Origin of the sequence: Streptomyces sp. TLI_55, from assembly GCF_900206255.1 — a bacterium.
Taxonomy (GTDB): domain Bacteria; phylum Actinomycetota; class Actinomycetes; order Streptomycetales; family Streptomycetaceae; genus Streptomyces; species Streptomyces aquilus.
This window is the reverse complement of sequence record NZ_OAOJ01000001.1, coordinates 5934935-5954784: the sequence shown is the minus strand read 5'-3', so window position 1 is coordinate 5954784 and position 19850 is coordinate 5934935. Positions and strand designations below refer to the sequence as shown.

Annotated in this window: 18 protein-coding genes; 7 read left to right on the top strand and 11 right to left on the bottom strand. The window is 71.9% G+C overall.

What is annotated here, in order from left to right:
* The first annotated feature begins 132 nt into the window (after positions 1–132).
* Both CRP56_RS27560 and CRP56_RS27555 read left to right on the top strand, forming a co-directional pair.
* The gene (locus tag CRP56_RS27560; RefSeq protein WP_097268405.1) at positions 133–642 is read left to right on the top strand and encodes a SigE family RNA polymerase sigma factor; all 510 of its coding nucleotides are present in this window, start codon (positions 133–135) and stop codon (positions 640–642) included.
* Between the two features lie 59 nt (positions 643–701).
* A complete protein-coding gene (locus tag CRP56_RS27555; protein ID WP_257041097.1) occupies positions 702–1979 on the top strand; it encodes a hypothetical protein in 1278 nt (425 codons plus the stop codon).
* On the opposite strand, the gene CRP56_RS27550 is transcribed toward CRP56_RS27555, so the two are convergent.
* Positions 1955–3271 (bottom strand): Nramp family divalent metal transporter, encoded by a 1317-nt coding sequence (locus tag CRP56_RS27550; RefSeq protein WP_097268403.1) that lies wholly within the window; start codon positions 3269–3271, stop codon positions 1955–1957. The two genes, CRP56_RS27555 and CRP56_RS27550, sit on opposite strands and share 25 nt — an antisense overlap.
* Before the next feature lie 212 nt (positions 3272–3483).
* Between CRP56_RS27550 and CRP56_RS27545 the strand changes: the two genes are divergently transcribed.
* On the top strand, positions 3484–4830 hold the full coding sequence (locus tag CRP56_RS27545; protein ID WP_097268401.1) for a M14 family metallopeptidase: 1347 nt from the start codon (positions 3484–3486) through the stop codon (positions 4828–4830).
* A 45-nt stretch (positions 4831–4875) separates the two neighbouring features.
* Here CRP56_RS27545 and CRP56_RS27540 read toward each other — a convergent pair whose 3' ends face one another.
* A complete protein-coding gene (locus tag CRP56_RS27540; protein ID WP_097268399.1) occupies positions 4876–5367 on the bottom strand; it encodes a hypothetical protein in 492 nt (163 codons plus the stop codon).
* A 127-nt stretch (positions 5368–5494) separates the two neighbouring features.
* Here CRP56_RS27540 and CRP56_RS27535 point away from each other — a divergent pair, with 127 nt between their 5' ends.
* On the top strand, positions 5495–6418 hold the full coding sequence (locus CRP56_RS27535) for a PfkB family carbohydrate kinase (RefSeq protein WP_097268397.1): 924 nt from the start codon (positions 5495–5497) through the stop codon (positions 6416–6418).
* Between the two features lie 112 nt (positions 6419–6530).
* A complete protein-coding gene (locus CRP56_RS27530) occupies positions 6531–8405 on the top strand; it encodes a caspase family protein (protein ID WP_097268395.1) in 1875 nt (624 codons plus the stop codon).
* Here CRP56_RS27530 and CRP56_RS27525 read toward each other — a convergent pair.
* The 7 genes from CRP56_RS27525 to CRP56_RS27495 form a co-directional block, all read right to left on the bottom strand.
* Positions 8402–9055, bottom strand: coding sequence for an RES family NAD+ phosphorylase (locus CRP56_RS27525; protein WP_097268393.1), 654 nt, complete (start codon positions 9053–9055; stop codon positions 8402–8404). The genes CRP56_RS27530 and CRP56_RS27525 overlap by 4 nt on opposite strands.
* Positions 9056–9099: 44 nt before the next feature.
* Positions 9100–9777 (bottom strand): hypothetical protein, encoded by a 678-nt coding sequence (locus CRP56_RS27520; protein WP_097268391.1) that lies wholly within the window; start codon positions 9775–9777, stop codon positions 9100–9102.
* Entirely contained in the window at positions 9774–10895 is a 1122-nt protein-coding gene (locus CRP56_RS27515; protein ID WP_097274521.1) for a hypothetical protein, read from the bottom strand. The genes CRP56_RS27520 and CRP56_RS27515 overlap by 4 nt, the downstream gene beginning before the upstream one ends.
* 159 nt (positions 10896–11054) lie before the next feature.
* A complete protein-coding gene (locus CRP56_RS27510; RefSeq protein ID WP_097268389.1) occupies positions 11055–12536 on the bottom strand; it encodes a GntP family permease in 1482 nt (493 codons plus the stop codon).
* A gap of 109 nt (positions 12537–12645) precedes the next feature.
* Positions 12646–13056 carry a RidA family protein gene (locus tag CRP56_RS27505; RefSeq protein WP_097268387.1) on the bottom strand — a complete coding sequence of 137 codons (411 nt, stop codon included), beginning with the start codon at positions 13054–13056 and terminating at the stop codon, positions 12646–12648.
* Positions 13053–13817: an IclR family transcriptional regulator gene (locus tag CRP56_RS27500; RefSeq protein ID WP_097268385.1), complete on the bottom strand. Its 765-nt coding sequence runs from the start codon at positions 13815–13817 to the stop codon at positions 13053–13055. Before CRP56_RS27500 ends, CRP56_RS27505 begins: the two co-directional genes overlap by 4 nt.
* Complete coding sequence (locus CRP56_RS27495; RefSeq protein ID WP_373559769.1) at positions 13814–14932, bottom strand: sugar kinase; 1119 nt, start codon at positions 14930–14932, stop codon at positions 13814–13816. Before CRP56_RS27495 ends, CRP56_RS27500 begins: the two co-directional genes overlap by 4 nt.
* 198 nt (positions 14933–15130) lie before the next feature.
* Here CRP56_RS27495 and CRP56_RS27490 point away from each other — a divergent pair, with 198 nt between their 5' ends.
* Complete coding sequence (locus tag CRP56_RS27490; protein WP_097268383.1) at positions 15131–16411, top strand: amino acid deaminase; 1281 nt, start codon at positions 15131–15133, stop codon at positions 16409–16411.
* Positions 16412–16439: 28 nt separating this feature from the next.
* Positions 16440–18044 (top strand): N-acyl-D-amino-acid deacylase family protein, encoded by a 1605-nt coding sequence (locus tag CRP56_RS27485; RefSeq protein WP_097268381.1) that lies wholly within the window; start codon positions 16440–16442, stop codon positions 18042–18044.
* Between the two features lies 1 nt (position 18045).
* Here the strand turns inward: CRP56_RS27485 and CRP56_RS27480 are convergent, their stop codons facing one another.
* The gene (locus tag CRP56_RS27480) at positions 18046–18960 is read right to left on the bottom strand and encodes a trypsin-like serine peptidase (protein ID WP_097268378.1); all 915 of its coding nucleotides are present in this window, start codon (positions 18958–18960) and stop codon (positions 18046–18048) included.
* A gap of 186 nt (positions 18961–19146) precedes the next feature.
* The gene (locus CRP56_RS47720) at positions 19147–19824 is read right to left on the bottom strand and encodes a hypothetical protein (protein WP_179851126.1); all 678 of its coding nucleotides are present in this window, start codon (positions 19822–19824) and stop codon (positions 19147–19149) included.
* Between the last annotated feature and the right edge of the window lie 26 nt (positions 19825–19850).

The window sequence follows — 19850 nt, the reverse complement described above, 5'->3', positions numbered from 1 at the left end:
GTGCCTCGTGCGACGGTCGTACAACTTCCGTGACGCAACCTATCGGGGCGCCCGTGAAACATTTCCCGGGGCCCACCGCATCAGTACAAGTGAGGACGGTGCACGCCGGGCACCCACGAGCAGGGGGAACACATGAGACAGGTCCTCGCGGACCAGTACGCGGAGTTCGCGGCGGCGCGTGCGGGGCATCTGTACCGCTCCGCGTGCCTGCTCACCGCAGGTGACACGCATCTCGCCGAGGATCTCGTGCAGGAGACCCTGGGCCGGCTCTACATCGCGTGGCACCGGGTGAGCCGGGTCGACAACCCCGCCGGGTACGCGCAGACCGTGCTCACCCGGACCTTCCTCGCCCACCAGCGGCGGCGCAGCAGCACCGAGCGGGCCACCGACGCCTTCCCCGACCGGGCCGCCGCCGACCAGCGCGACGTACCGCTGCGGCTGACGCTGCTGGAGGCGCTGGCGCGGCTGCCCGTCAAGGACCGGGCCGTGGTCGTCCTGCGCTACTGGGAGGACCGCTCGATCGAGGAGACCGCCGACGCGCTGCACGCCAGCTCGGCCGCGGTGCGCACCCGGTGCACGCGCGCGCTGGGCAGGCTGCGCGAGCTGCTCGGCGAGGATCTCGGCGAGTACGCGCGCTTCTAGCCCAAGTCCCGCCCCTACGACTTCACTTCACTCCGACCCCGCGGAAACGGTGGTTTGCCATGCCCGTACACCAGGACAGCGATCCCTTCGAGGACCGCCTCGCCGCCGGACTGCGCGATGCCGGTCAGACCTTCGCCCCCGACCCGCACGCCCTCACGACGGCCGGGCTGGCCCGTGGGCGCCGGCTGCGGCTGCGGCGCCGGGCCGCGGTGGTGGGCGGCGCGGCCTCGCTCGCGCTCGTGGGGGTGGGCGGGGCGCTGCTGCTGCCGGGTGGCGGATCGGACGCGGACCGGTCGTCGGTGGCGTCCACGCCCAGCGGCAAGGCGACCGCGGCGGCCGTGTCCGGTGAGCAGCTCATCAGCACGCTCAAGGAGCAGCTCGGGTCCGGCAAGTTCAGCGAGGAACGCGGTCGCGGTACCGAGGACAGGGGGACGTACGCGGCGCTCGTGTGGGACGACGGGGACGGGGCAGCCGCCGTCTCCGTGAACCTGGACCGGGTGCAGCCGGGCGGGGACGAAGCCCGTCAGCTGGCCGCGTGCCCGGACAAGCTGTTCATCCCCTACGACGACTGCAAGTCCAGCCGGCTCGACGACGGTTCGGTGCTGAAGATCGTCCAGGGGTACGAGTATCCGGACAAGCGCGTGCCCACCAAGTGGTGGTACGCCGATCTCGTCACGGCCAAGGGGCAGCACGTCTCGGTGAGTGAGTGGAACGCGGCGGCCGAGAAGGACGCGCCGGTCACCCGTGACCAACCGCCGCTGGACAACGCCGGGTTGCAGAAGGTGGCGACCGCGCCGGCCTGGCTGAAGGCGATCGACGCCCTGCCCGCGCCGCCCCCTCAGGAGCCGGAGCCGACGCACTCCGCGCCCGTCACCGATGTGACCAAGAGGCTCGTCAGCCTGCTCCCCGACACCATGGACGTGGTCTCGCACAGCAGTGACGAGGGCGAGTACGGCTATGTGGTCGTCAACGACGGCAAGGGCAAGAGCCTCGTCGAGATCAACGTGCAGCCGAACATGGGGGACCTCCTCGGCGAGAGCATGTTCAGCGGTGCCGAGGACGTCGGCGACGGGACGATGCTCGTCACCCACGAGGACGCCGGTGACAAGGACGTCGCCGGTGCGGTCAGGTGGACCGTGGACACGGTGCGGATCAACGGCCTGCGGGTCGTGGTCAGCGCCTACAACCAGGGCGGGCCGCACGAGGCGCCCGGTCGTGAGAAGCCCGCCCTGACGATCGATCAGCTCAAGACGATCGCGCTCAGCTCGGCGTGGGGGCCGAGCCGGGAGGACCTCTACGGGCACAAGAGCGGTCAGAAGAACTCCGACCAGGGCTGATCCCAGATCTGCTTCACGCACAGCACCAGGAACAGCAGCCCCGCGATCACCAGCATCGCGTTGCTGAGCGGGCCGTTGCGCCATGCGGCGGGGGTGCGGGAGGAGTTGAGGAGCCAGATCAGGGTGCCGGCGAGGAAGGGGAGGAACGCCGCGCCCAGGACGCCGTAGAGGATGATCAGGCGGAAGGGCTGGCCCTGGAAGAGCAGGACGATGGGCGGGAAGGTCAGCCACAACAGGTACGCGCGGAAGGGCCAGGAGCGTTCGCGCGCACCGGAGGCGACCTCCTCGCCCTTCGCCGCGTGTGCGGTGCGGTAGCGGGCGACGAAGTCGGCGAACATCAGGCTCACGCCGTGCCAGACGCCGATGAGGGAGGTGAAGGACGTGGCGAAGAAGCCGACCAGGAAGAACTTGGCGGTCGCCGAGCCGTACTCCTCCTCCAGGATGTCGCTGAGCTGGATGAGGCCCTTGTCGCCGCTCGCGATCGCCACGTTCGCCGAGTGCAGCAGTTCCGCGCCGACGAAGAGCATCGCAATGACGAAGATGCCGGTGGTGGCGTAGGCGACGCGGTTGTCGAGCCGCATGACCTTCATCCAGCCGGTGTCGGTCCAGCCCTTGGCGTTGACCCAGTAGCCGTACGCGGCCAGCGTGATGGTGCCGCCGACGCCGCCGATCAGGCCGAGGGTGTTGAGGACCGAGTCCTTCTCGTCGGGCAGGACGGGGAGGAGACCGGCCAGGGCGTCGGGGAGGTTCGGGGTGACGCGGATCGCCAGGTAGACCGTCACCACGAACATGACGCCCACCAGGACCGTCATGACCTTCTCGAAGACCTCGTACTTGTTGAACCAGACGAAGACCAGACCGACCAGGCCGCAGCCGACCGCCCACCACTCCAGGTCCATCACGTCGGGGAACAGGGCCTGCAGCGGCAGCGCGCTCGACGACATCGCCGCCGCCCCGTACACGAAGCCCCAGATCACGACGTAGACGACGAAGAACCAGCTGGTCCAACGGCCCAGGCTCGCCCAGCCGTCGAAGAGGGTGCGGCCGGTGGAGAGGTGCCAGCGGCCCGCGGCCTCGGCGAGGGAGATCTTCACCAGGCAGCCGATCACGGCGGCCCACAGCAGGGTGTAGCCGAAGTTGCTGCCGGCGATGAGGGTGGCGACCAGGTCGCCCGCGCCGACGCCGGTGGCCGCGACGACGATGCCGGGGCCGATGTACTTCCAACTGGACTTGCGCGGTGTGGGGGTGGTCGATACCTGGGTGGCGGTGGGGTTTCCCGTGGTGTCAGCCATGAAGGTCAACAAACCGCAAAGTCACGGAAGTGGCAAGGGGGCCTACGGGTGTCGCGCACCGCGGCCGTCCGCGCGGAGGTGAGGATTCGATTCGCGCCAGCGTGGCTTTATGCGCTCTTGACCTGCTCATGCCATACGTCGACGATGAGCCGCACACCCGCACCACGTACGTCGCACTGAATCGCCACTCCCCACTCCCACAAGGAGACTTCATGCGACTTCGGACACGAGGCGCAGGCGCCCGGGGCGGCAGACGCACCGCCGCGTTCGCCGCCCTCCTCGCCCTGGCGCTCGCCGCGCCCCTGACCTCCATGGACGCGTCCGCCGACAGCGCCCGCAAGCCGGCTCCGTCCGCGGACGACATCCGGCAGTACGAGATCCACCAGCACACCAACCCGGTGACCCGCACCGCCATCCAGCAGACCGGTGTCACGGTGGACGAGGCCGACGAGGAGACCGTCGTGGTCTCCGGGCGGGCCGACCAGATCAAGAAGCTGCGCCAACTCGGATACGAGGTCCAGGCGTTGGGCGCCGCCCCGGACCGGCTGGCCCAGGACGAACTGCGGCTGTACGACTTCCCGTCGGCCGACTCGCGCTATCACAACTACGCGGAGATGACGAACGAGATCAACGCCGTCGTCGCGGCCCACCCGGACATCGTGAGCCAGCGCGTGATCGGCACGTCGTACCAGGGGCGGAACATCGTCGCCCTCAAGATCAGCGACAACGTGGGGACGGACGAGTCCGAGCCCGAGGTGCTGTTCACCCACCACCAGCACGCGCGCGAGCATCTCACCGTCGAGATGGCGCTCTACCTGCTCGACCAGCTGACCTCCGGCTACGGCACCGACTCCCGCGTGACCAACCTGGTCAACAGCCGTGAGATCTGGATCGTGCCGGACCTCAACCCCGACGGCGGCGAGTACGACGTCGCCACCGGCTCGTACCGCTCCTGGCGCAAGAACCGGCAGCCCAACTCCGGTTCCTCGTCCGTCGGTACGGACCTCAACCGCAACTGGGACTACCGGTGGGGCTGCTGCGGCGGCTCGTCCGGGTCGACGTCCTCCGAGACGTACCGCGGGGCGGCCGCCGAGTCGGCTCCCGAGGTCAAGGTCGTCGCGAACTTCGTGCGCAGCCGGATCGTCGGCGGGGTGCAGCAGATCAAGGCCGGCATCGACTTCCACACGTACAGCGAGCTGGTGCTGTGGCCGTTCGGGTATACGACGTCCGACACGGCCACGGGCATGACCGCGGACGACCGCAACGCGTTCGCCACGGTCGGGCAGAAGATGGCCGCGAGCAACGGCTACACCGCGGAACAGTCCAGCGACCTGTACATCACCGACGGGACCATCGACGACTGGCTGTGGGGCAACCAGAAGATCTTCTCGTACACCTTCGAGATGTATCCGACGTCCAGTTCCCAGGGTGGGTTCTATCCGCCCGATGAGGTGATCGCTCGGGAGACCTCTCGGAACCGGGACGCCGTGTTGCAGCTGCTGGAGAACGCGGACTGCATGTACCGGTCCATCGGGAAGGCGGCCCAGTACTGCAGCTAGGTGCGCCCCGCGGCGGAGCCGCGAAATGTCACAGCCCCGCGCCCCTCAGTCGGACTCCTCGAAGTAGGCATCGAGTACAGCGTCCAGCTGCTCTTCCCACTTCTTGAAGTCCGCCCTGGCCGTCGCCTCGATCTCGATCGGGTACCAGCGGCGGTCAGGGGTGTGGACCGTGATCGTGAAGCGCTTGCCGAAGCGGGGTGACTCCGTCTCGACCGCGCCGATCTCGTCCCAGCCGAACTCGCACCGCTCCTCGTCGAGGCTGAGGCGGACGCCCTTCGCGTCGGCGACGATCTTCGCGCGGCGGTCGGAGGCCTCGAAGACGGGGCCCTCGGCCGCCGTCTCCTCCTCGGTCTCCGCCTCTTCGGCCGTCTCCGGTTCCCCGGGGGCGGCCTCCTCCTGCGCGAGGGGCTCCTCGGCGTCCGCCGGCTCGGCGTCCTCGGGCTCGCCGGACACGGGTGAGGTCAGCCCGGGGATGAAGGCCGGGTCGAATCCGGCGCCTTCCAGGGGCTTGCTGCTCGAACCTATGCGCTGCTCCACGGTCGGAAGTATGGCGGACGAAGCTGTGTCGTGGGGCCCCGGGGGCCGAAGCGGCGGGAGAAGGCCTTGCGGAAAATTTCTGCAAGATCTTGCCCGCCCGGAAACACCGCTGCTTGACTCGGCTCCCATGAGCCCCGAGACCGATGTCCTCGTCCTGGGCGGCGCCGGCGTGGACACCATCGTCCACGTCCCCGAACTGCCGCTCCCCTACGCCGACAGCTACATGATCGAGCCGGGCATCGTCAGCCGCGCCGGGCAGAGCGGGGACTTCGTCGCGCTCGGCGTGCACGCGCTCGGGCTGCGCGTCCATCACCTCGACGTCCTCGGCGACGACCACGAGGGCGACCTGGTGCGGGCGTTGCACCGGGACCGGGGCATCCCGTTCACCGAGGTGCGCTCGGCCTCGGGAACGAAGCGGGCGGTCAACCTGGTCGGCCCGGACGGGCGCCGGCTCTCCCTGTACGACGTCACGCGCGGCCAGGACGCCGACGGGTTCCCCGAGGACACCCTGCGCACCCTGGCGGGCGCCGCCCGGCACGCGCACGTGGTGATCACCCACCCGTGCGCCCACACGCTGCCGGTGCTGCGCGCGGCCGGGGTGACGGTCTCGACGGACCTGCACAACTGGGACGGTGAGAATCCGTACCACGAGGCGTTCGCCCTCGCCGCCGACCTGGTCTTCCTGTCCACGACCGCGCTGGCCGACCCGGAGGCCACCATGAGGGACATCGCCGCTCGCGGCCGGGCGGGTGTCGTGGTCGCGACCGCCGGGGCGGAGGGGGCGTACCTGCTGGCCGACGGCGAGCTGACGCATGTGCCCGCCGTCCAGCCGCCCGCTGCGGTGGTGGACTCCAACGGCGCCGGCGACGCCTTCGCCGCCGCGTTCCTGCTCGGCCGGCTGACGGGCGCGGACCCGCTGCGCTGCGCGCGGTACGGGGCGGTCGCGGGCGCGTACGCCTGTACGGTGCCGTCGACCCGGGCGGATGCCATCGGCCGGGACGAACTCCTGGCGCGGGTGGCCGAGTTGGAGGCGGAGAAGGCCTTCGGGTGACCCGGCCGGGGGCGGGACCCCGCCCCGTCACCGCAGCCGCGGCCCGAATCCGCCCCGCTACCGACCGGTTCCGCCCGCCCCGCGACCGTCCCGCCTGACAGACTTTCCGGCCATGGGGACGATCTACGCGTTCATGGCGGGCGTCAACGCCTACCCGCCGCACATCGCCACACCGCTGTCCGGCTGCCTCAACGACGTACGAGCGGCACGGGAGTTGCTGGAGGAGCGAGGCGAGGACGCCGTCGCGGTACGGGCCGTGCTGGACGGGGAGGCGACGGTCGCGGCCGTCGAGGAGGGGGTCCGGGCCTTCCTCGGGGCGGCCGGGCCCGGCGACACGGCGTTGTTCTGGTTCTCGGGGCACGGCAGTGAGCGGGTCGCCACCGGCGCGGAGTTGCTCGTCGAGGCGACGGGCTGGAGTCAGGCGCTGGTCTGTGTGGACGGCCCGCTGTCCGACAAGCGCCTGGGCGCGCTGCTGGACGAGGTGGCGGGGCGCGGGGCGCAGGTCGTGGCGGTCCTCGACTGCTGCTTCTCGGGCGGCGCGACCCGCGAGGACCGCGTCCCGGCCGGCCTGACCGCCCGGCACGCGCCGGCCCGTCCGGAGTGGCCCGTCGCCCGCGACGCCGCACCCCCGCGCGGCGCCGCCCGCCATCTGCTGCTCGCCGCGAGCCGGCTCGACCAGCTCTCCTACGAGGACTGGTTCGACGGGCGCCGCCAGGGCGTCTTCACGCACGCCCTGCTGGGCGCGGCACGGGCGGCGGGCCCGGACGTCACCTACCGGCAGTTGCTGGCGGCGGCGGACGCGCGGGTACGGCGGTCGGGGGGCCGGCAGCAGCCGGTGCTGTTCCCTGAGACGGCCGCGGTCGCCGATCTGCCGTTCCTCGCGGGTGCGGTGGCGGAGGGGGCCGTCGGTGACCATCTGCTGCGGTGCGGGCCGGAGGGGTGGGAGGTGGACTGCGGGACGGTGCACGGGCTGCGGGGCGGGGCGGATGCCGGGGGGACGGAGTTCGCGGTGGTCGGGGTCGGGCTCGTCGTGCGGGCGCGTGTGGTGCGGGCCGAGCGGGCGCTGGTGGAGCCGGTGGGCTGGGTGCCGGACCCGGAGCGGGTGTACCCGGTCGCGCCGACCGCCCTGTCGACGCCGCCCGCGACGGTGAGTGTCGAGGGGGCGGACGAGCGGCTGAGGGCCGCCATCGCCTCGTACGACACTCCGCTGCTCCACGTCGTCGACAGGCCCGAGGAGTTCGGTGACCTGCACTTCCGGGTGGTGCCGGGCGGTGGTGCGGTGGAGGTGCTGGGGCGGGACGGGACGCGGTTCGTGGAGCCGCTGCGGCTCGGCGCGAGGTCGGCGGAGCGGGACGGTTCGGCCGCCGGGGCGGCAGCGTCGTACGACGCCAAGGGCCTCGTCGACTGTCTCGTGCACCTGACCCGCTGGCACCGGCTGCGGGACCTCACCTCCCGCCCCTCCGTCCTGGACAACCAGGTGCGGGTGGAGATCGCCCCCTGGGGCGGCGGGGACCCGCTGGTGCCGGACGGGCGCGGGGAGATCGTGTGCGCGTACGGGCCGGACCGGGAGCCGCCGTTGGTGTCCGTCCGGCTCGTCAACCGTTCGCAGCGGCCCCTTTGGTGCGTGCTGCTCGATCTCACCGACAGCTACGCCAGTGATCCGGCGCTGTACCCGGGCCACTTCATCGGGCCGGGACGGACGGGGCACGCGCTGGACGGGGGGCCGGTGCGGCTGGCTCTGCCGGCGTCGAGGGCCGTCACGTCCGGCGCGGAGGCGCGGGACTGGCTCAAACTGATCGTGGCGGAGAGCGAGTTGAACACCGTGCCGTTCCGGATGCCGGCGTGGAGCCCGTGGGCGGCGGGCGCGGGCGAGGAGGTGCTGCGCTTCGGCGCCCCCTCCGACGGCCGCGACCTCGGCCCGGCCGGCCAGGCCACCCCGGGCCGCTGGGCCACCCGGACGATCACCCTGCGGACCGTCGTCCTCTAGGGCGCCAACTGGACGTAGTACGGCTGGAGTACGGAGTTGAGCCACTCCTGGCCCTCGGCCGTGTCGAAGTCCACGGTGTCCTCCTCCTCGGCGCGCAGGGCGCCGGCCGGGCTGCGGTCGCCGAACAGGACCACCGTGCGGTCGGCCGGTTCCCGCTTCGACGCCCACAGCAGGCCCTGGGCCCAGGGTTCGGTGTGCCGGCGGATCCAGTGGGCCCAGTCGCGGGTGTACGGGTACTCGTGGGCCTCGGTGTGCACCAGCCAGGTGTCCTGGTGGACGGCGGCCAGGTCCTGGGCGCTGACCAGCGGCAGGACGTTCAGGTCGGCGGCGAGCCGCAGGGTGCTCAGGCGGCGGCCCTCGACCGCGCGGCGCGGCAGCAGGCGCGGTCCGCCGGCCGGGTCGAAGGGCAGGGAGCGCAGCAGGGTCTCGCAGACGGCGGCCGTGGGGCCGAGACCGGCGTAGAGATAGCCGTAGGTGTCGCAGGAGGTGGCGTCGAAGCGGCCGCCGCCGTAGAGGCAGTGGGAGGGCCTCGGGTTGAAGCCGGCGGCGGGGCGGTGGGAGCCGTGGATGCGGTAGAGCGGGGTGCCGCGGGTGAGCGTGACCTTGCCGGGGGTGCCGGTCAGGGCGTCGGGCGGCCGGTAGTTGGGCACGGTCAGTCACTTCCCATCCGGCAGGCCGTCTTCCGTTCTCGGACTCATTCCCCACTCTCCATCAGAAACCTTGCTGTATCGACGAGTTGGCGGTCGCGGCCGGTGCCCAGCAGGCTCACCGGGCTGGTGCCGAGCCAGGCGTTGGCGGACAGCCACCAGTCGGCGGCGCCCCACGGGTCGCGGTCGGCGGCCAGCAGGGCGTTGACCTCCAGGACGACCAGCCAGGGCAGGGTGTCCTCGGAGAACTGGAACCGCGGCAGGCGCAGCCGTCCGCCGACGCCGGGCAGCCGGATCAGGTCGGGCGCGAAAGGGGCGCCGCCGCGCTGGAGCAGCGTCTCGGCGTCCAACGCGGGCTCGGCGAGCAGCCGTTCGCGCACCGGACCGAGGACGGGGCCGACCATGCGGTGCCCGTCGATGAGCAGGACGGCGAGGTCCTCGGCGGCGAAGCCCTGCACGGTCGGCCGCCCGCCACCGGGCACCGGCGTCCCGGTGTACCGCGCCCCGGTGTCCGCCCCGAACTCGTCCGGCAGCCACTCCGCGAGCAGGTCGGCGGCCTGCCGGGCGGCGGCGTCCCGCAGCCGCTCGTCCCGTTCCCCGTCGCGGACCACGCCGACCAGGCCGGCGAGCCGCTCGCGTTCCTCGGCGCCGAGACGGCCGGCGACCCGGTCCCAGCGGGCCGCGGCGGCGGCGAGGACGACGTACGGATCGTCGGGCGCGCTCATCGGTCGTCCTCCGCGGGGGCGTGGGGGGCCAGCAGGCGTTCCAGCAGGTCGGCGCGGGCGTGCCGGCGCACGACGAAGTGGATGTCCCAGTCGGCGCCGCGGGCGAGTTCGGCCTCGACGGCGGCCCACAGCGCGCCGAAGCTCTCCAGCGGGGTGAGGCCGCCGCGCCCGGCGCCGAGCAGGGGCAGGCAGACGGAGCGCAGGGGCGGGTCGTGCGCGCCGGACTCCTCGGCGAGCAGCGCGAAGACGCGGGCGACGCCGCGGGTGATGTCGGCGGGCTGGACGTCGTAGTCGTTGGTCTCGGGGCGGGGTACGGCCACGGCGACGTGGTAGATCCGCCGGATGCCCTGGTCCGCCAGTGCGCCCGCCGAGGTGACCGCGACCGTCCCGGGCTGTGCCGCCCGGCCGGGAGCCCCGTGCCGGGCGGTCCAGCCCCGTAACTCGTCGTCGATCCTGTCGTCGACGAGTCCCCCGACGGGGTCCCGGTGCGCGCCCGCGCGGCGCAGGGTGGCGGAGACGGACGACTTGTAGGGCGCGGGCAGCGCGAAGTAGATGTTCGTCGGCGAGACGACGACGTCGATGTCGCGCAGCAGGTCGACGGAGTGGACGTGCAGGGTGACGGGGACGGTACGGCGGTCGATGCGCGGACGCAGGGTGCGGTGGGCGGCGGGCATGCGGACGGGCGACGGGTCGTACGGCGGTGCGGGCGCCTCCCTCCGGGGCACCCCCTGGGCGACGAGCTGGACGACCTGTTCGGCGACCTGCCCGAGGACCATGAGCTCGTGGTGCTTGCGGAACCGCTCGACGCTCACCCCGTACACCTGGGCGGCCCGCCGGCGCCGGTCGGCGGCCGGCCAGTCGCGGGTGCCCTGGGCGAGGCCGAGGCTGTACTCGGCGGCGGTCTGCAGGGTGCCGCCGCCCATCCTGGAGACGGCGAGCCGCAATACCTTCTCCACCGGCCCCCCTGGCGACTCGCCGTCTCCCCGCGGGAGTTCACGGGCGGCCCCGGCGAGTGCCGGTACGTCGAGCGCGCGCAGCCTGACGACTCCGGCCCGCCGCACCTTCCGCACCTCCGCGAGAACCGCTCCGTGATCGGGCACGTGAGGCGACGGCGGCATGACGATCAGCATCGCACCGCCGTCGCGACCCTCACAAGCCCGCTCCGTACAACCATTCCAGCGCACGCCCCGGTCGCGAACGGGTCGCGTCCGGGGCGAAGTCAGGGCACAGGGAAGGGAGTTACGAGACGAAAGCGGCTCAGGGCACGGGGAAGGGAGTTACGAGACGAAGAGGCTGAGCACGGCCGCCACCACGAACCCGACCACCGACAGCACCGTCTCCAGCACGGTCCACGTCTTCAACGTGTCGCGTTCGCTGATGCCGAAGTACTTGGCGACCATCCAGAAGCCCCCGTCGTTGACGTGCGAGGCGAAGATGGAGCCGGCCGAGATGGCCATGATGACGAGCGCGACGAAGGCCTGGGAGTGGTCGCCCTCGGCGAGGAGGGGCGCCACGATGCCGGCCGTCGTCACGATGGCGACCGTGGCCGAGCCCTGGGCGACCCGCAGGACCACCGAGATCAGGTAGGCGAGGACGATGACCGGGAGGCCGACGTCGTTGAAGGTGTCGGACAGGGCCTGGGCGACGCCGCTGGCCTTGAGGACGGCGCCGAACACCCCGCCCGCACCGACGACCAGCAGGATGTTGCCGACCGGCTTGAGCGACGAAGTCGACACCGTCTCCAGGGACTTGCGCGACCAGCCGCGGCGGATGCCGAGGAGCCAGTACGCGAGGAGCAGGGCGATCGTCAGGGCGACGAAGGGGCTGCCGAAGAACTCGACGACCGAGCGTCCGGTGGACGGGTCGAGGGCGATCGAGGAGAAGGTCGCGGCGAGGATCAGGACCAGCGGGGTGCCGATGATGCCGAGGACCGTGCCGAGCGGGACGGGGTCCTCACGCGGTACGACACCCTGTGCGCGCTGCTCCTCGATCACCGCCAGCCGCGCCTCCGCCGCCGCCTCGACCATGTCCTGCGGTACGGCCACGAAGATGCGGCGGCCGACCCACGCCGAGAACGCCCACGCGGCCAGCACCGCCGGGATGCCGCAGACGACGCCCATGAGGATGACCCAGCCGAGGTCCACGTGCAGCAGGCCGGCCGCGGCCACCGGGCCGGGGTGCGGGGGCAGGAAGGCGTGGGTCATGGACAGGCCCGCGAGCAGCGGCAGGCAGTACAGCAGGATCGACTTGCCGCTGCGCTTGGCGGCCGCGTAGACGATCGGGGCGAGCACGAAGATGCCGACGTCGAAGAAGACCGGGATGCCGAAGATGAGGCCGGTGAGGCCCATGGCGAGGGGCGCCCGCTTCTCCCCGAAGAGGTTCAGCAGCCGGGACGCCAACACCTCGGCGCCGCCGCTGACTTCGAGGATCGCGCCGAGCATCGTGCCGAGGCCGATGATGATCGCGACATGGCCGAGGATGCCGCCCATGCCGGACTCGATGGTGGAGACGGCGTCGGAGCGCTGGACGGTGCCGAAGAGTTCGGTGACCGACAGGCCGGCGAGCAGGCCGACGGCTATGGAGACGGCCAGCAGCGCCACGAAGGGCTGGATCCTGACCTTGATGATGAGGAAGAGGAGCAGGGCGATACCGAGGGCGGCGACGGTCAGCAGACCGGCGGTGCCGTCGACGAGGAGGAGCAGGCCGCCGGTGTGGGGTGGGGCCTCGGCAGGGGCGGTCGCGGCGAGCGGAAGGGACATGGGGGTCCTCTGCGTAAGTCCATCGAGCTTTCGGGCAGGGCGAATCGCGGCATGGCCACCCGTGGGGGGCCATGCCGGCTGCTTACGGAGTGCGGGAGTTGAGGGGGCGTCAGCCGAGGACGGCGAGCGCGTCGATCTCGATCAGGAGACCGGCGGGGAGACCGACGTAGACGGTCGTACGGGCGGCAGGCGGCTGGGTGAGCCCCTGCTCCTCGAAGTAGGTGTTGTAGATGCCGTTCATCTCGGCGAAGTGGTCGACGTCCGTGAGGTAGACGCGGATCATCATCACGTCGTCCCAGGAGGCGCCGCCCTCCTCCAGGATCGCCTTGACGTTGGCGAGGGTCTGGAGGGTCTGCTCGCGCAGGGTGGGCCCGGCGGGCGTCGGCGCCTGCCCCTCCACGGCCGGCAGGAACCCGACCTGCCCGGCGACCTGGAGGATGTTGCCCTTGCGCACCCCGTGCGAGAACTTCGCGGGCGGGGTGGTGTGGGTCTTGGGGGTGAGGGCGATCTTCTCGGTCATGGGGTGACTTCCTTGACGGGGGGTCTGCCGGAGTACTCCCCGCTGATCGTGTCCGCCGTACGGCGGACCAGCGGGAGCAGGGTGAGGAGTTCGTCGGCGGTGACGACGACGTTCGGCGCGGAGACCGACATCGCGGCGACGACACGGCCGTCGGCGCCGCGGATCGGGGCGGCGATGCAGTTGATGGACTCCTCGTGGCCACCGAGGTCGGTGGCCCAGCCCTGTTCGCGCACCCGCTCCAACTCCTTGAGGAAGGCGGGGGCGTTGGGGGTCGAACGGGCCGTGTACAGGGGGTAGTCGAGCTGGTCGGCGAGCGTGCGGCGCTCGGCCTCCGGGAGGTCGGCGAGCAGCAGCTTCGCGACGGCGGCGACGGTGATCGCGACGGGCTTCCCGATCCGGGAGTACATCCGCACCGGGTAGCGGCTGTCGACCTTGTCGATGTAGAGGACGTCCCCTTCCTCGTACACGGCGAGGTGGACGGTGTGGCCGACCTGTTCGTTGAGGCGTACGAGGTGGGGGTGGGCGATCTCGCGGATGTCGAGGTTCTCCATCGCCTCCTGGGCGAGGGCGATGAGGCGGGCGCCGAGGCGGTAGCGCTGGTCGGACTGGCGGTAGACCAGGCCGTGTTCGTGGAGCGTACGCAGGAGGCGGAGCGCCGTTGACTTGTGGACGCCGAGGCGGTCGGCGACCTGGCCGAGATCGGCGGGGCCCTCGGCGAGCAGCGGCAGGATGCTGAGCGCGCGGTCGACGGTCTGGCTCATGGGGTGCGTACCTCCTCCGGGGCCTGCGCGGCTTGCGTCCAGCCGGGGCCGAGTCGAAGTGTCTCCCACGCGTGGTCGTCGAGGGCGACGAGGCGGTCGGCGTGTGCGCGGGTGGGGGGTGTGGTGAGGTCGCCGGGGGTGGTGAGGGTGGCGGCGGCCCAGAGGTGGCCGAGCCTCAGTCGCTCCCGTACGGGGAGTCCACGCAGGGTGCCGGACAGGAACCCGGCGGCGAAGGCGTCTCCGGCGCCGGTGGTGGAGACGATGTCGACGGTGGGGGCGGGTTCGAAGGTGCGGGGGGTGGGGGCTGGGGTGGGGGGCGTTTCGCCGGCCCGCGCTGGCGGGGTGCCGCTGCGCCCACCCGTGCCGCCCAAGCGGCACGACTGCCCGCAGCTAAGCGCGCCCAGGGGCGCGGGGAATTGCGCGACCAGCCCCCACTCGCCCGCGGCCGACACGAAAGCGGTAGCCCCCCTTCCTCCTTTCTTCACCACCAGCACCGCCGGCTCCGGCAACAGCTCCCGGATCCCGTCCGGCCCGCCGGCAACCCCCCACGCCTCCTCCGCCTCGTCCTCCCCCACGAACACGATGTCGGCCCCTCGGGCCAGTTCGAGCAGCGCTCCCGGCCCGTTGGCGTCACGCCGGAGTCCCGACCGGTGATTGACGTCGAAGGACACCACCGGCCGCCCCGTGCGGGGTGCCGTCAGCTCCCGCATCAGCCGCAGGCACTCCTCTGACAGCGCCGCCGTGATCCCGGACAGGTGCAGCACCCTCCCCGCACCCACCTCCACGTTCTCCACCGACATCGCCGACGCCGCCGACCCCGCCCGGTAATAAGCGACCTCGTGCGCGGACGTCCCCCGCTCCCCCGCCGTACGGAAGTACACCCCCGTCGGCCGCAGCGCGTCCCGGCGTACGCCGGTCACGTCGACGCCGTACGACCCGATCGTCTCGACGAGATGGTCACCGAAGCCGTCCACCCCCACCCGGCTCACCCACCGCGCGGAATGCCCCGCCGCGGCGAGGGCGCACGCCACGTTGGACTCCGCGCCGCCGATCGCACGGTCGAAGGACGGTACGTCGGCGAGGCGGCCCGGTCGGGTGGGCAGGAACGTGACCATGGACTCGCCGAGCGAGACGACGTCCACGACGTCCACGACGTCCACGACGTCCAGGGCGTTCACGATGGTCGTGGCTCCTCGTCGTCTCGGGCCCGGGCGGCTCCATTGACCCGGCGTTGGCCTGGATGTTAGACAGCGACGAGCGACATACGCAATGAACGTTGCAGAGAGTGCAACCGACCTGATCAGGGAGGCCCCGTGTCGCATGACACCGGTTCCGAAGCCCTCGCCCGCCTCGCGGAGGAACGCGTCGACCACCGCTTCAAGGGCCTCCCCCCGGACGCCGACGGCCTCACCGTCGGCGAGCTGACCGCCCAGCGCCGCAACCTCTTCACCGACGGCTTCACCACCCCGGTGCTGGCCCTCTCCGCCGAGCGCCTCGCACACAACCTCCGGCTCATGGAGACGTACGCCGCCCGGCACGGCCTCGCCTTCGCCCCGCACGGCAAGACGTCCATGGCGCCGCAGCTCTTCCGGCGCCAGATCGAGCACGGCGCCTGGGGCATCACCCTCGCCGTCCCGCACCAGGTCCGCGTCGCCCGGGCGTACGGCGTCCAGCGGGTGTTCCTCGCCAACGAACTGACCGACCCCGCCGCGCTCCGCTGGATCGCCGGTGAGCTGGAGTCGGACCCCGCCTTCCGGTTCATCTGTTACGTCGACTCCGTGCGCGGCGTCGAGCTGATGGACCGGGCCCTGCGCGGGACCGTCCGGCCGGTGGACGTCGTCGTGGAGCTGGCCGCGGGGGAAGGCGCGCGTACCGGTGTCCGCACCGAGGCCGAATGCGCGGCGGTCGCCGATGCCGTGGCCGGGACGGAGACCCTGCGGCTCGTCGGTGTCGCCGGGTACGAGGGCGAGGTGCCGCAGGCCGATCCCGAGCGGGTGCACGCCTGGCTGCGGCGGCTCGTCGCGCTCGCCGTCGACTTCGACAAGGGGGGACGCTTCGCCGGGCACGACGAGATCGTGGTCAGCGCGGGCGGCAGCGCCTGGTTCGACGCGGTCGCCGACGTCTTCGCCGAGATTCCCGAACTGTCGCTTCCCGTACTGAAGTTGCTGCGCTCCGGTGCCTACGTCTCGCACGACGAGGGCCACTACCGGAAGGTCACCCCCTTCAACCGGGTCCCGGAGGAGGGCGCCTTGGAACCGGCGTTCCGGCTCTGGGCGCAGGTCGTCTCCCGGCCCTCCGCCGAGCAGGCCTTCGCCAACGCGGGCAAGCGCGACGCGGCCTACGACCTGGGCCTGCCGTCCGCCCAGGTGGTACGCCGGGAAGGGACGGCGGAGCGGCCCGCGACCGGCGTCGAGGTCACCGGGCTGTCCGACCAGCACGCCTGGCTGCGCACCGGCCCGGAGGCGGACCTGGAGGTCGGCGACTGGCTGGGCCTGGGCCTGTCCCACCCGTGCACGTCCTTCGACAAGTGGCAGCTGATCCCGGTGGCCGAGGCGGACGGCACCGTCGTCGAGTACATCCGCACCTATTTCTGAGTCCGTACCTATTTCTGAGGGGCCCGCCATGGAAGAGCTCGTCATCCGGGACGCGGACGTCGTCGACGGCAGCGGTGAACCCTCCTACCGCGCCGATGTGGTGGTCGACGGCGGCCGGATCGTCTCGATCGTCAAGGAGGCCGCCGACGCCGGGTGCCAACGTCCCACCGCGCGGCGCGAGTTGGACGCCGAGGGGCTCGTCCTCTCCCCCGGCTTCATCGACATGCACGCCCACAGCGACCTCGCCCTCCTGCGCGACCCCGACCACAGCGCCAAGGCCGCACAGGGCGTCACCCTCGAAGTCCTGGGCCAGGACGGGCTGTCGTACGCCCCGGTCGACGACCGCACGCTCGCCGACGTGCGCCGCGCCATCACCGGATGGAACGGGTACGGCGATGACATCGACTTCGACTGGCGGACGGTCGGCGAGTATCTGGACCGGCTCGACCGGGGCATCGCCGTCAACGCGGCCTACCTGATCCCCCAGGGCACGGTCCGGATGCTCGCCGTCGGCTGGGAGGACCGCGAGGCGACCCCGGCCGAGCTGGACCGGATGCGGCAGCTCGTCGCCGAGGGCATGGAGCAGGGCGCGGTCGGACTGTCGTCCGGGCTCACCTACACGCCGGGCATGTACGCCAAGGACGCCGAACTGACCGAGCTGTGCCGGGTGGTGGCGTCGTACGGCGGCTACTACTGCCCGCACCACCGCTCCTACGGGGCGGGCGCGCTGGAGGCGTACGAGGAGATGGTGGCCCTGACCCGAGAGGCGGGCTGTTCGCTCCATCTCGCCCACGCCACCATGAACTTCGGCGTGAACAAGGGCCGGGCGCCGGAGCTGATCGCGCTGCTGGACAAGGCCCTCGCGGACGGCGCCGACATCAGCCTCGACACGTACCCCTACACACCGGGCAGCACAACTCTCGTCGCCCTGCTGCCGAGTTGGGCGAGCGAGGGCGGTCCGGAGGAGATCCTCAGGCGGCTCGCGGACGACGCCACCGCCGAGCGCATCCGGCACCACCTGGAGGTCGTCGGCTCGGACGGCTGCCACGGGGTGCCGGTCGAGTGGGAGACGATCGAGATCTCGGGGGTCGGCGATCCCGCGCTGGCGGACCAGGTCGGCCGCCGTGTCGACGGCTGGGCGACCGCGCGCCGGCTGCTGCTCGCCGACCGGCTGGCCCCGTCGATCATCCAGCACGTGGGACACGAGGAGAACGTCCGGCAGATCATGCGCCACCGCGTCCACACCGGCGGCTCGGACGGCATCCTCCAGGGGGCGAAGCCGCATCCGCGGGCGTACGGCACGTTCCCGCGGTATCTCGGGCACTACGTACGGGAGTTGGGGGTGCTGTCCCTGGAGGAGTGCGTCGCGCATCTGACCGGCCGCCCGGCGGCGCGGCTGCGGCTGCCCGACCGGGGACTGGTCCGTGAGGGCCACCGGGCCGACCTGGTGCTGTTCGATCCGGCGACGGTGGCGCCGGGGGCGACCTTCGAGGAGCCGCGCACCCTGCCGACCGGCATTCCCCACGTCCTCGTGGACGGGAAGTTCGTGATCGAGGACGGTCGGCGCACGGACGTGCTGGCGGGACGGGCGGTCCGTCGTAGTCCCGTACGACGGAACGCCACCCGGGCCTGACCTACGGCTTCGGCAGCACACACCCACTGGCGCTGAGGTTGAGCTTGTTGCCGGTCGTGAAGCAGGCGGGTATCTGGTAGGTCTCCTCGGCGTAGTTGATGCCCTCGCGGACGGTGACGTTGCCGTTCGCGTCGACCTCGCACGGGTTGTTCTCCGTGCAGCGCTGGCCGTCCTCGTTGCCGGTGTTGTTGACGGCGACGACCTTGCCGGTGGCGTTGTCGATCACCGGGGAGCCCGAGGTGCCGCCGATGGTCTGGCAGGCGGAGGTGTAGCGGACGGAGTCCTTCCAGGTCCAGTCACCCTCCTTGAGGCGGTAGACGAACCCGTCGATGTTGCAGGCGTAGGTCCGCTTCCAGTAGCCGGACACGACGGTGATCGCGGTACCGGCGGTCGGGTGGGTGTCCTGCACGGTGAGCGGGCTGATGCCGTAGGAGCTCTTGATCGCGGAGTACGTGGTCGTCAGGCGGTAGATCGTGACGTCCGTGTCGGTCATGGTCGAGTAGACGACCTGGTTGGCGCGGAGCGTGGCGACCTTGGTGCCGGCCGAGTTGAGCAGACCGAAGGTACGGGTGGAGGACTGGCCGGTGATGACCTCGCCGGGCTCGGGGAAGCCGGTCTCCAGGCAGTGGCCGTTGGTCATGACCAGCGCCGGGTCGGTGTCCGCGGAGTTCGGGAAGCGGACGACCGAGCCGGAACAGTTGCTGAGCGAGACGGTACCGGCGAAGTTGACGGCCGTGACCTGGGGCGCGAGCACCCGGTTCAGGCTCGCCGTGGCGGACGTGACCGTGTCCCGCACCGTGGAGACGGCAGTGCCGCTGTCCACCGCGCTCGTGGTGTCCGGGGCCGCGACCGCGGGTGCCGCACCGAGCCCGGCGAAGGCCAGGGCGATCACTGCGGCACCGAGAGGCTTCTTCATGTGGGGGTCCCCTCATTGCGACGAGGGTGACCGGAGAATCTCCGGCCACCCGCCAAGTTGTCATGCGCATTCTCATCACGCGGGAGGGTGGCCGGGCAAGGAGTTCCTTCGAGCGATGGGGGTTTCCCTATGCGTCCCCTGTCAACAGGCTTGCTGTTGCCCAGAGTTGGGGACTTCATGCATCCGCTACCTGGGTCGTTTGGTGTTGCCCCGGCCTTTGCCGGGCTTGCCGCCGGAACCGGCACCGGAGTCGGGGCCCGGGTCGGACTGGGTCGCGGTCGGCGTGGGCACCGGGGCGGGGGCGGTCGTGGTGGCCGAGGCGCCGGGCGCGGGCACGGCCGTCTTGTCCGACTTCGCGGCCGACGGCTGCGCGGACGGGGCCGCGGAGACGGGCGCGGACCCGCTGACCGGGGAGCCCGTCTCGCCGGGCGCGCTCAAGGCGGGTTCCGTCGACACGTCCGGCGCCGCCGACCCCGTAGGCGCACCCTTGTCCTCCGGGCCGTCGGACGACCCGGAGAGCGAGAACCCGGCGATCAGCGCCGCCACCGACACCGCACCCACGGCCCCGGCCGCGACCGCCACGCGCCGCGAACGCCAGGGGCCGGTCTTGGGCTTACGACGGGAGCGGGGGCCGGCGCCGCCGCCCGGAGCGGCCGGAAGCTCCAGGGGCGCTGGCGCCGGGAGGGTCATCGGCGGCAGCTCGGCCGTCTCGTCGTACGCGTTCTCCCACCCGTGCGCGAGGGCCGGGTCGGCGTACGCGTCGTAGGAGGGGGCCGGCCCGGGCTGCGGGTGGTACACGTTCGGCGCAGCCTGGGGCGCCCCGGCCGCGCCGATGCCGTTCTCGTACTGGGGTGGCCTGGACATGGCCGCGCATTGTAGGGACGCGGGGG

Excerpts from the sequence above, each read along its gene's own strand:
- CRP56_RS27560 (WP_097268405.1), top strand. The coding sequence starts at position 133 with ATGAGACAGGTCCTCGCGGACCAGTACGCGGAGTTCGCGGCGGCGCGT.
- CRP56_RS27555 (WP_257041097.1), top strand. The coding sequence starts at position 702 with ATGCCCGTACACCAGGACAGCGATCCCTTCGAGGACCGCCTCGCCGCC.
- CRP56_RS27550 (WP_097268403.1), bottom strand. The coding sequence starts at position 3,271 with ATGGCTGACACCACGGGAAACCCCACCGCCACCCAGGTATCGACCACC.
- CRP56_RS27545 (WP_097268401.1), top strand. The coding sequence starts at position 3,484 with ATGCGACTTCGGACACGAGGCGCAGGCGCCCGGGGCGGCAGACGCACC.
- CRP56_RS27535 (WP_097268397.1), top strand. The coding sequence starts at position 5,495 with ATGAGCCCCGAGACCGATGTCCTCGTCCTGGGCGGCGCCGGCGTGGAC.
- CRP56_RS27530 (WP_097268395.1), top strand. The coding sequence starts at position 6,531 with ATGGGGACGATCTACGCGTTCATGGCGGGCGTCAACGCCTACCCGCCG.
- CRP56_RS27520 (WP_097268391.1), bottom strand. The coding sequence starts at position 9,777 with ATGAGCGCGCCCGACGATCCGTACGTCGTCCTCGCCGCCGCCGCGGCC.
- CRP56_RS27515 (WP_097274521.1), bottom strand. The coding sequence starts at position 10,895 with ATGCCGCCGTCGCCTCACGTGCCCGATCACGGAGCGGTTCTCGCGGAG.
- CRP56_RS27510 (WP_097268389.1), bottom strand. The coding sequence starts at position 12,536 with ATGTCCCTTCCGCTCGCCGCGACCGCCCCTGCCGAGGCCCCACCCCAC.
- CRP56_RS27505 (WP_097268387.1), bottom strand. The coding sequence starts at position 13,056 with ATGACCGAGAAGATCGCCCTCACCCCCAAGACCCACACCACCCCGCCC.
- CRP56_RS27500 (WP_097268385.1), bottom strand. The coding sequence starts at position 13,817 with ATGAGCCAGACCGTCGACCGCGCGCTCAGCATCCTGCCGCTGCTCGCC.
- CRP56_RS27495 (WP_373559769.1), bottom strand. The coding sequence starts at position 14,932 with ATGGTCACGTTCCTGCCCACCCGACCGGGCCGCCTCGCCGACGTACCG.
- CRP56_RS27485 (WP_097268381.1), top strand. The coding sequence starts at position 16,440 with ATGGAAGAGCTCGTCATCCGGGACGCGGACGTCGTCGACGGCAGCGGT.
- CRP56_RS27480 (WP_097268378.1), bottom strand. The coding sequence starts at position 18,960 with ATGAAGAAGCCTCTCGGTGCCGCAGTGATCGCCCTGGCCTTCGCCGGG.
- CRP56_RS47720 (WP_179851126.1), bottom strand. The coding sequence starts at position 19,824 with ATGTCCAGGCCACCCCAGTACGAGAACGGCATCGGCGCGGCCGGGGCG.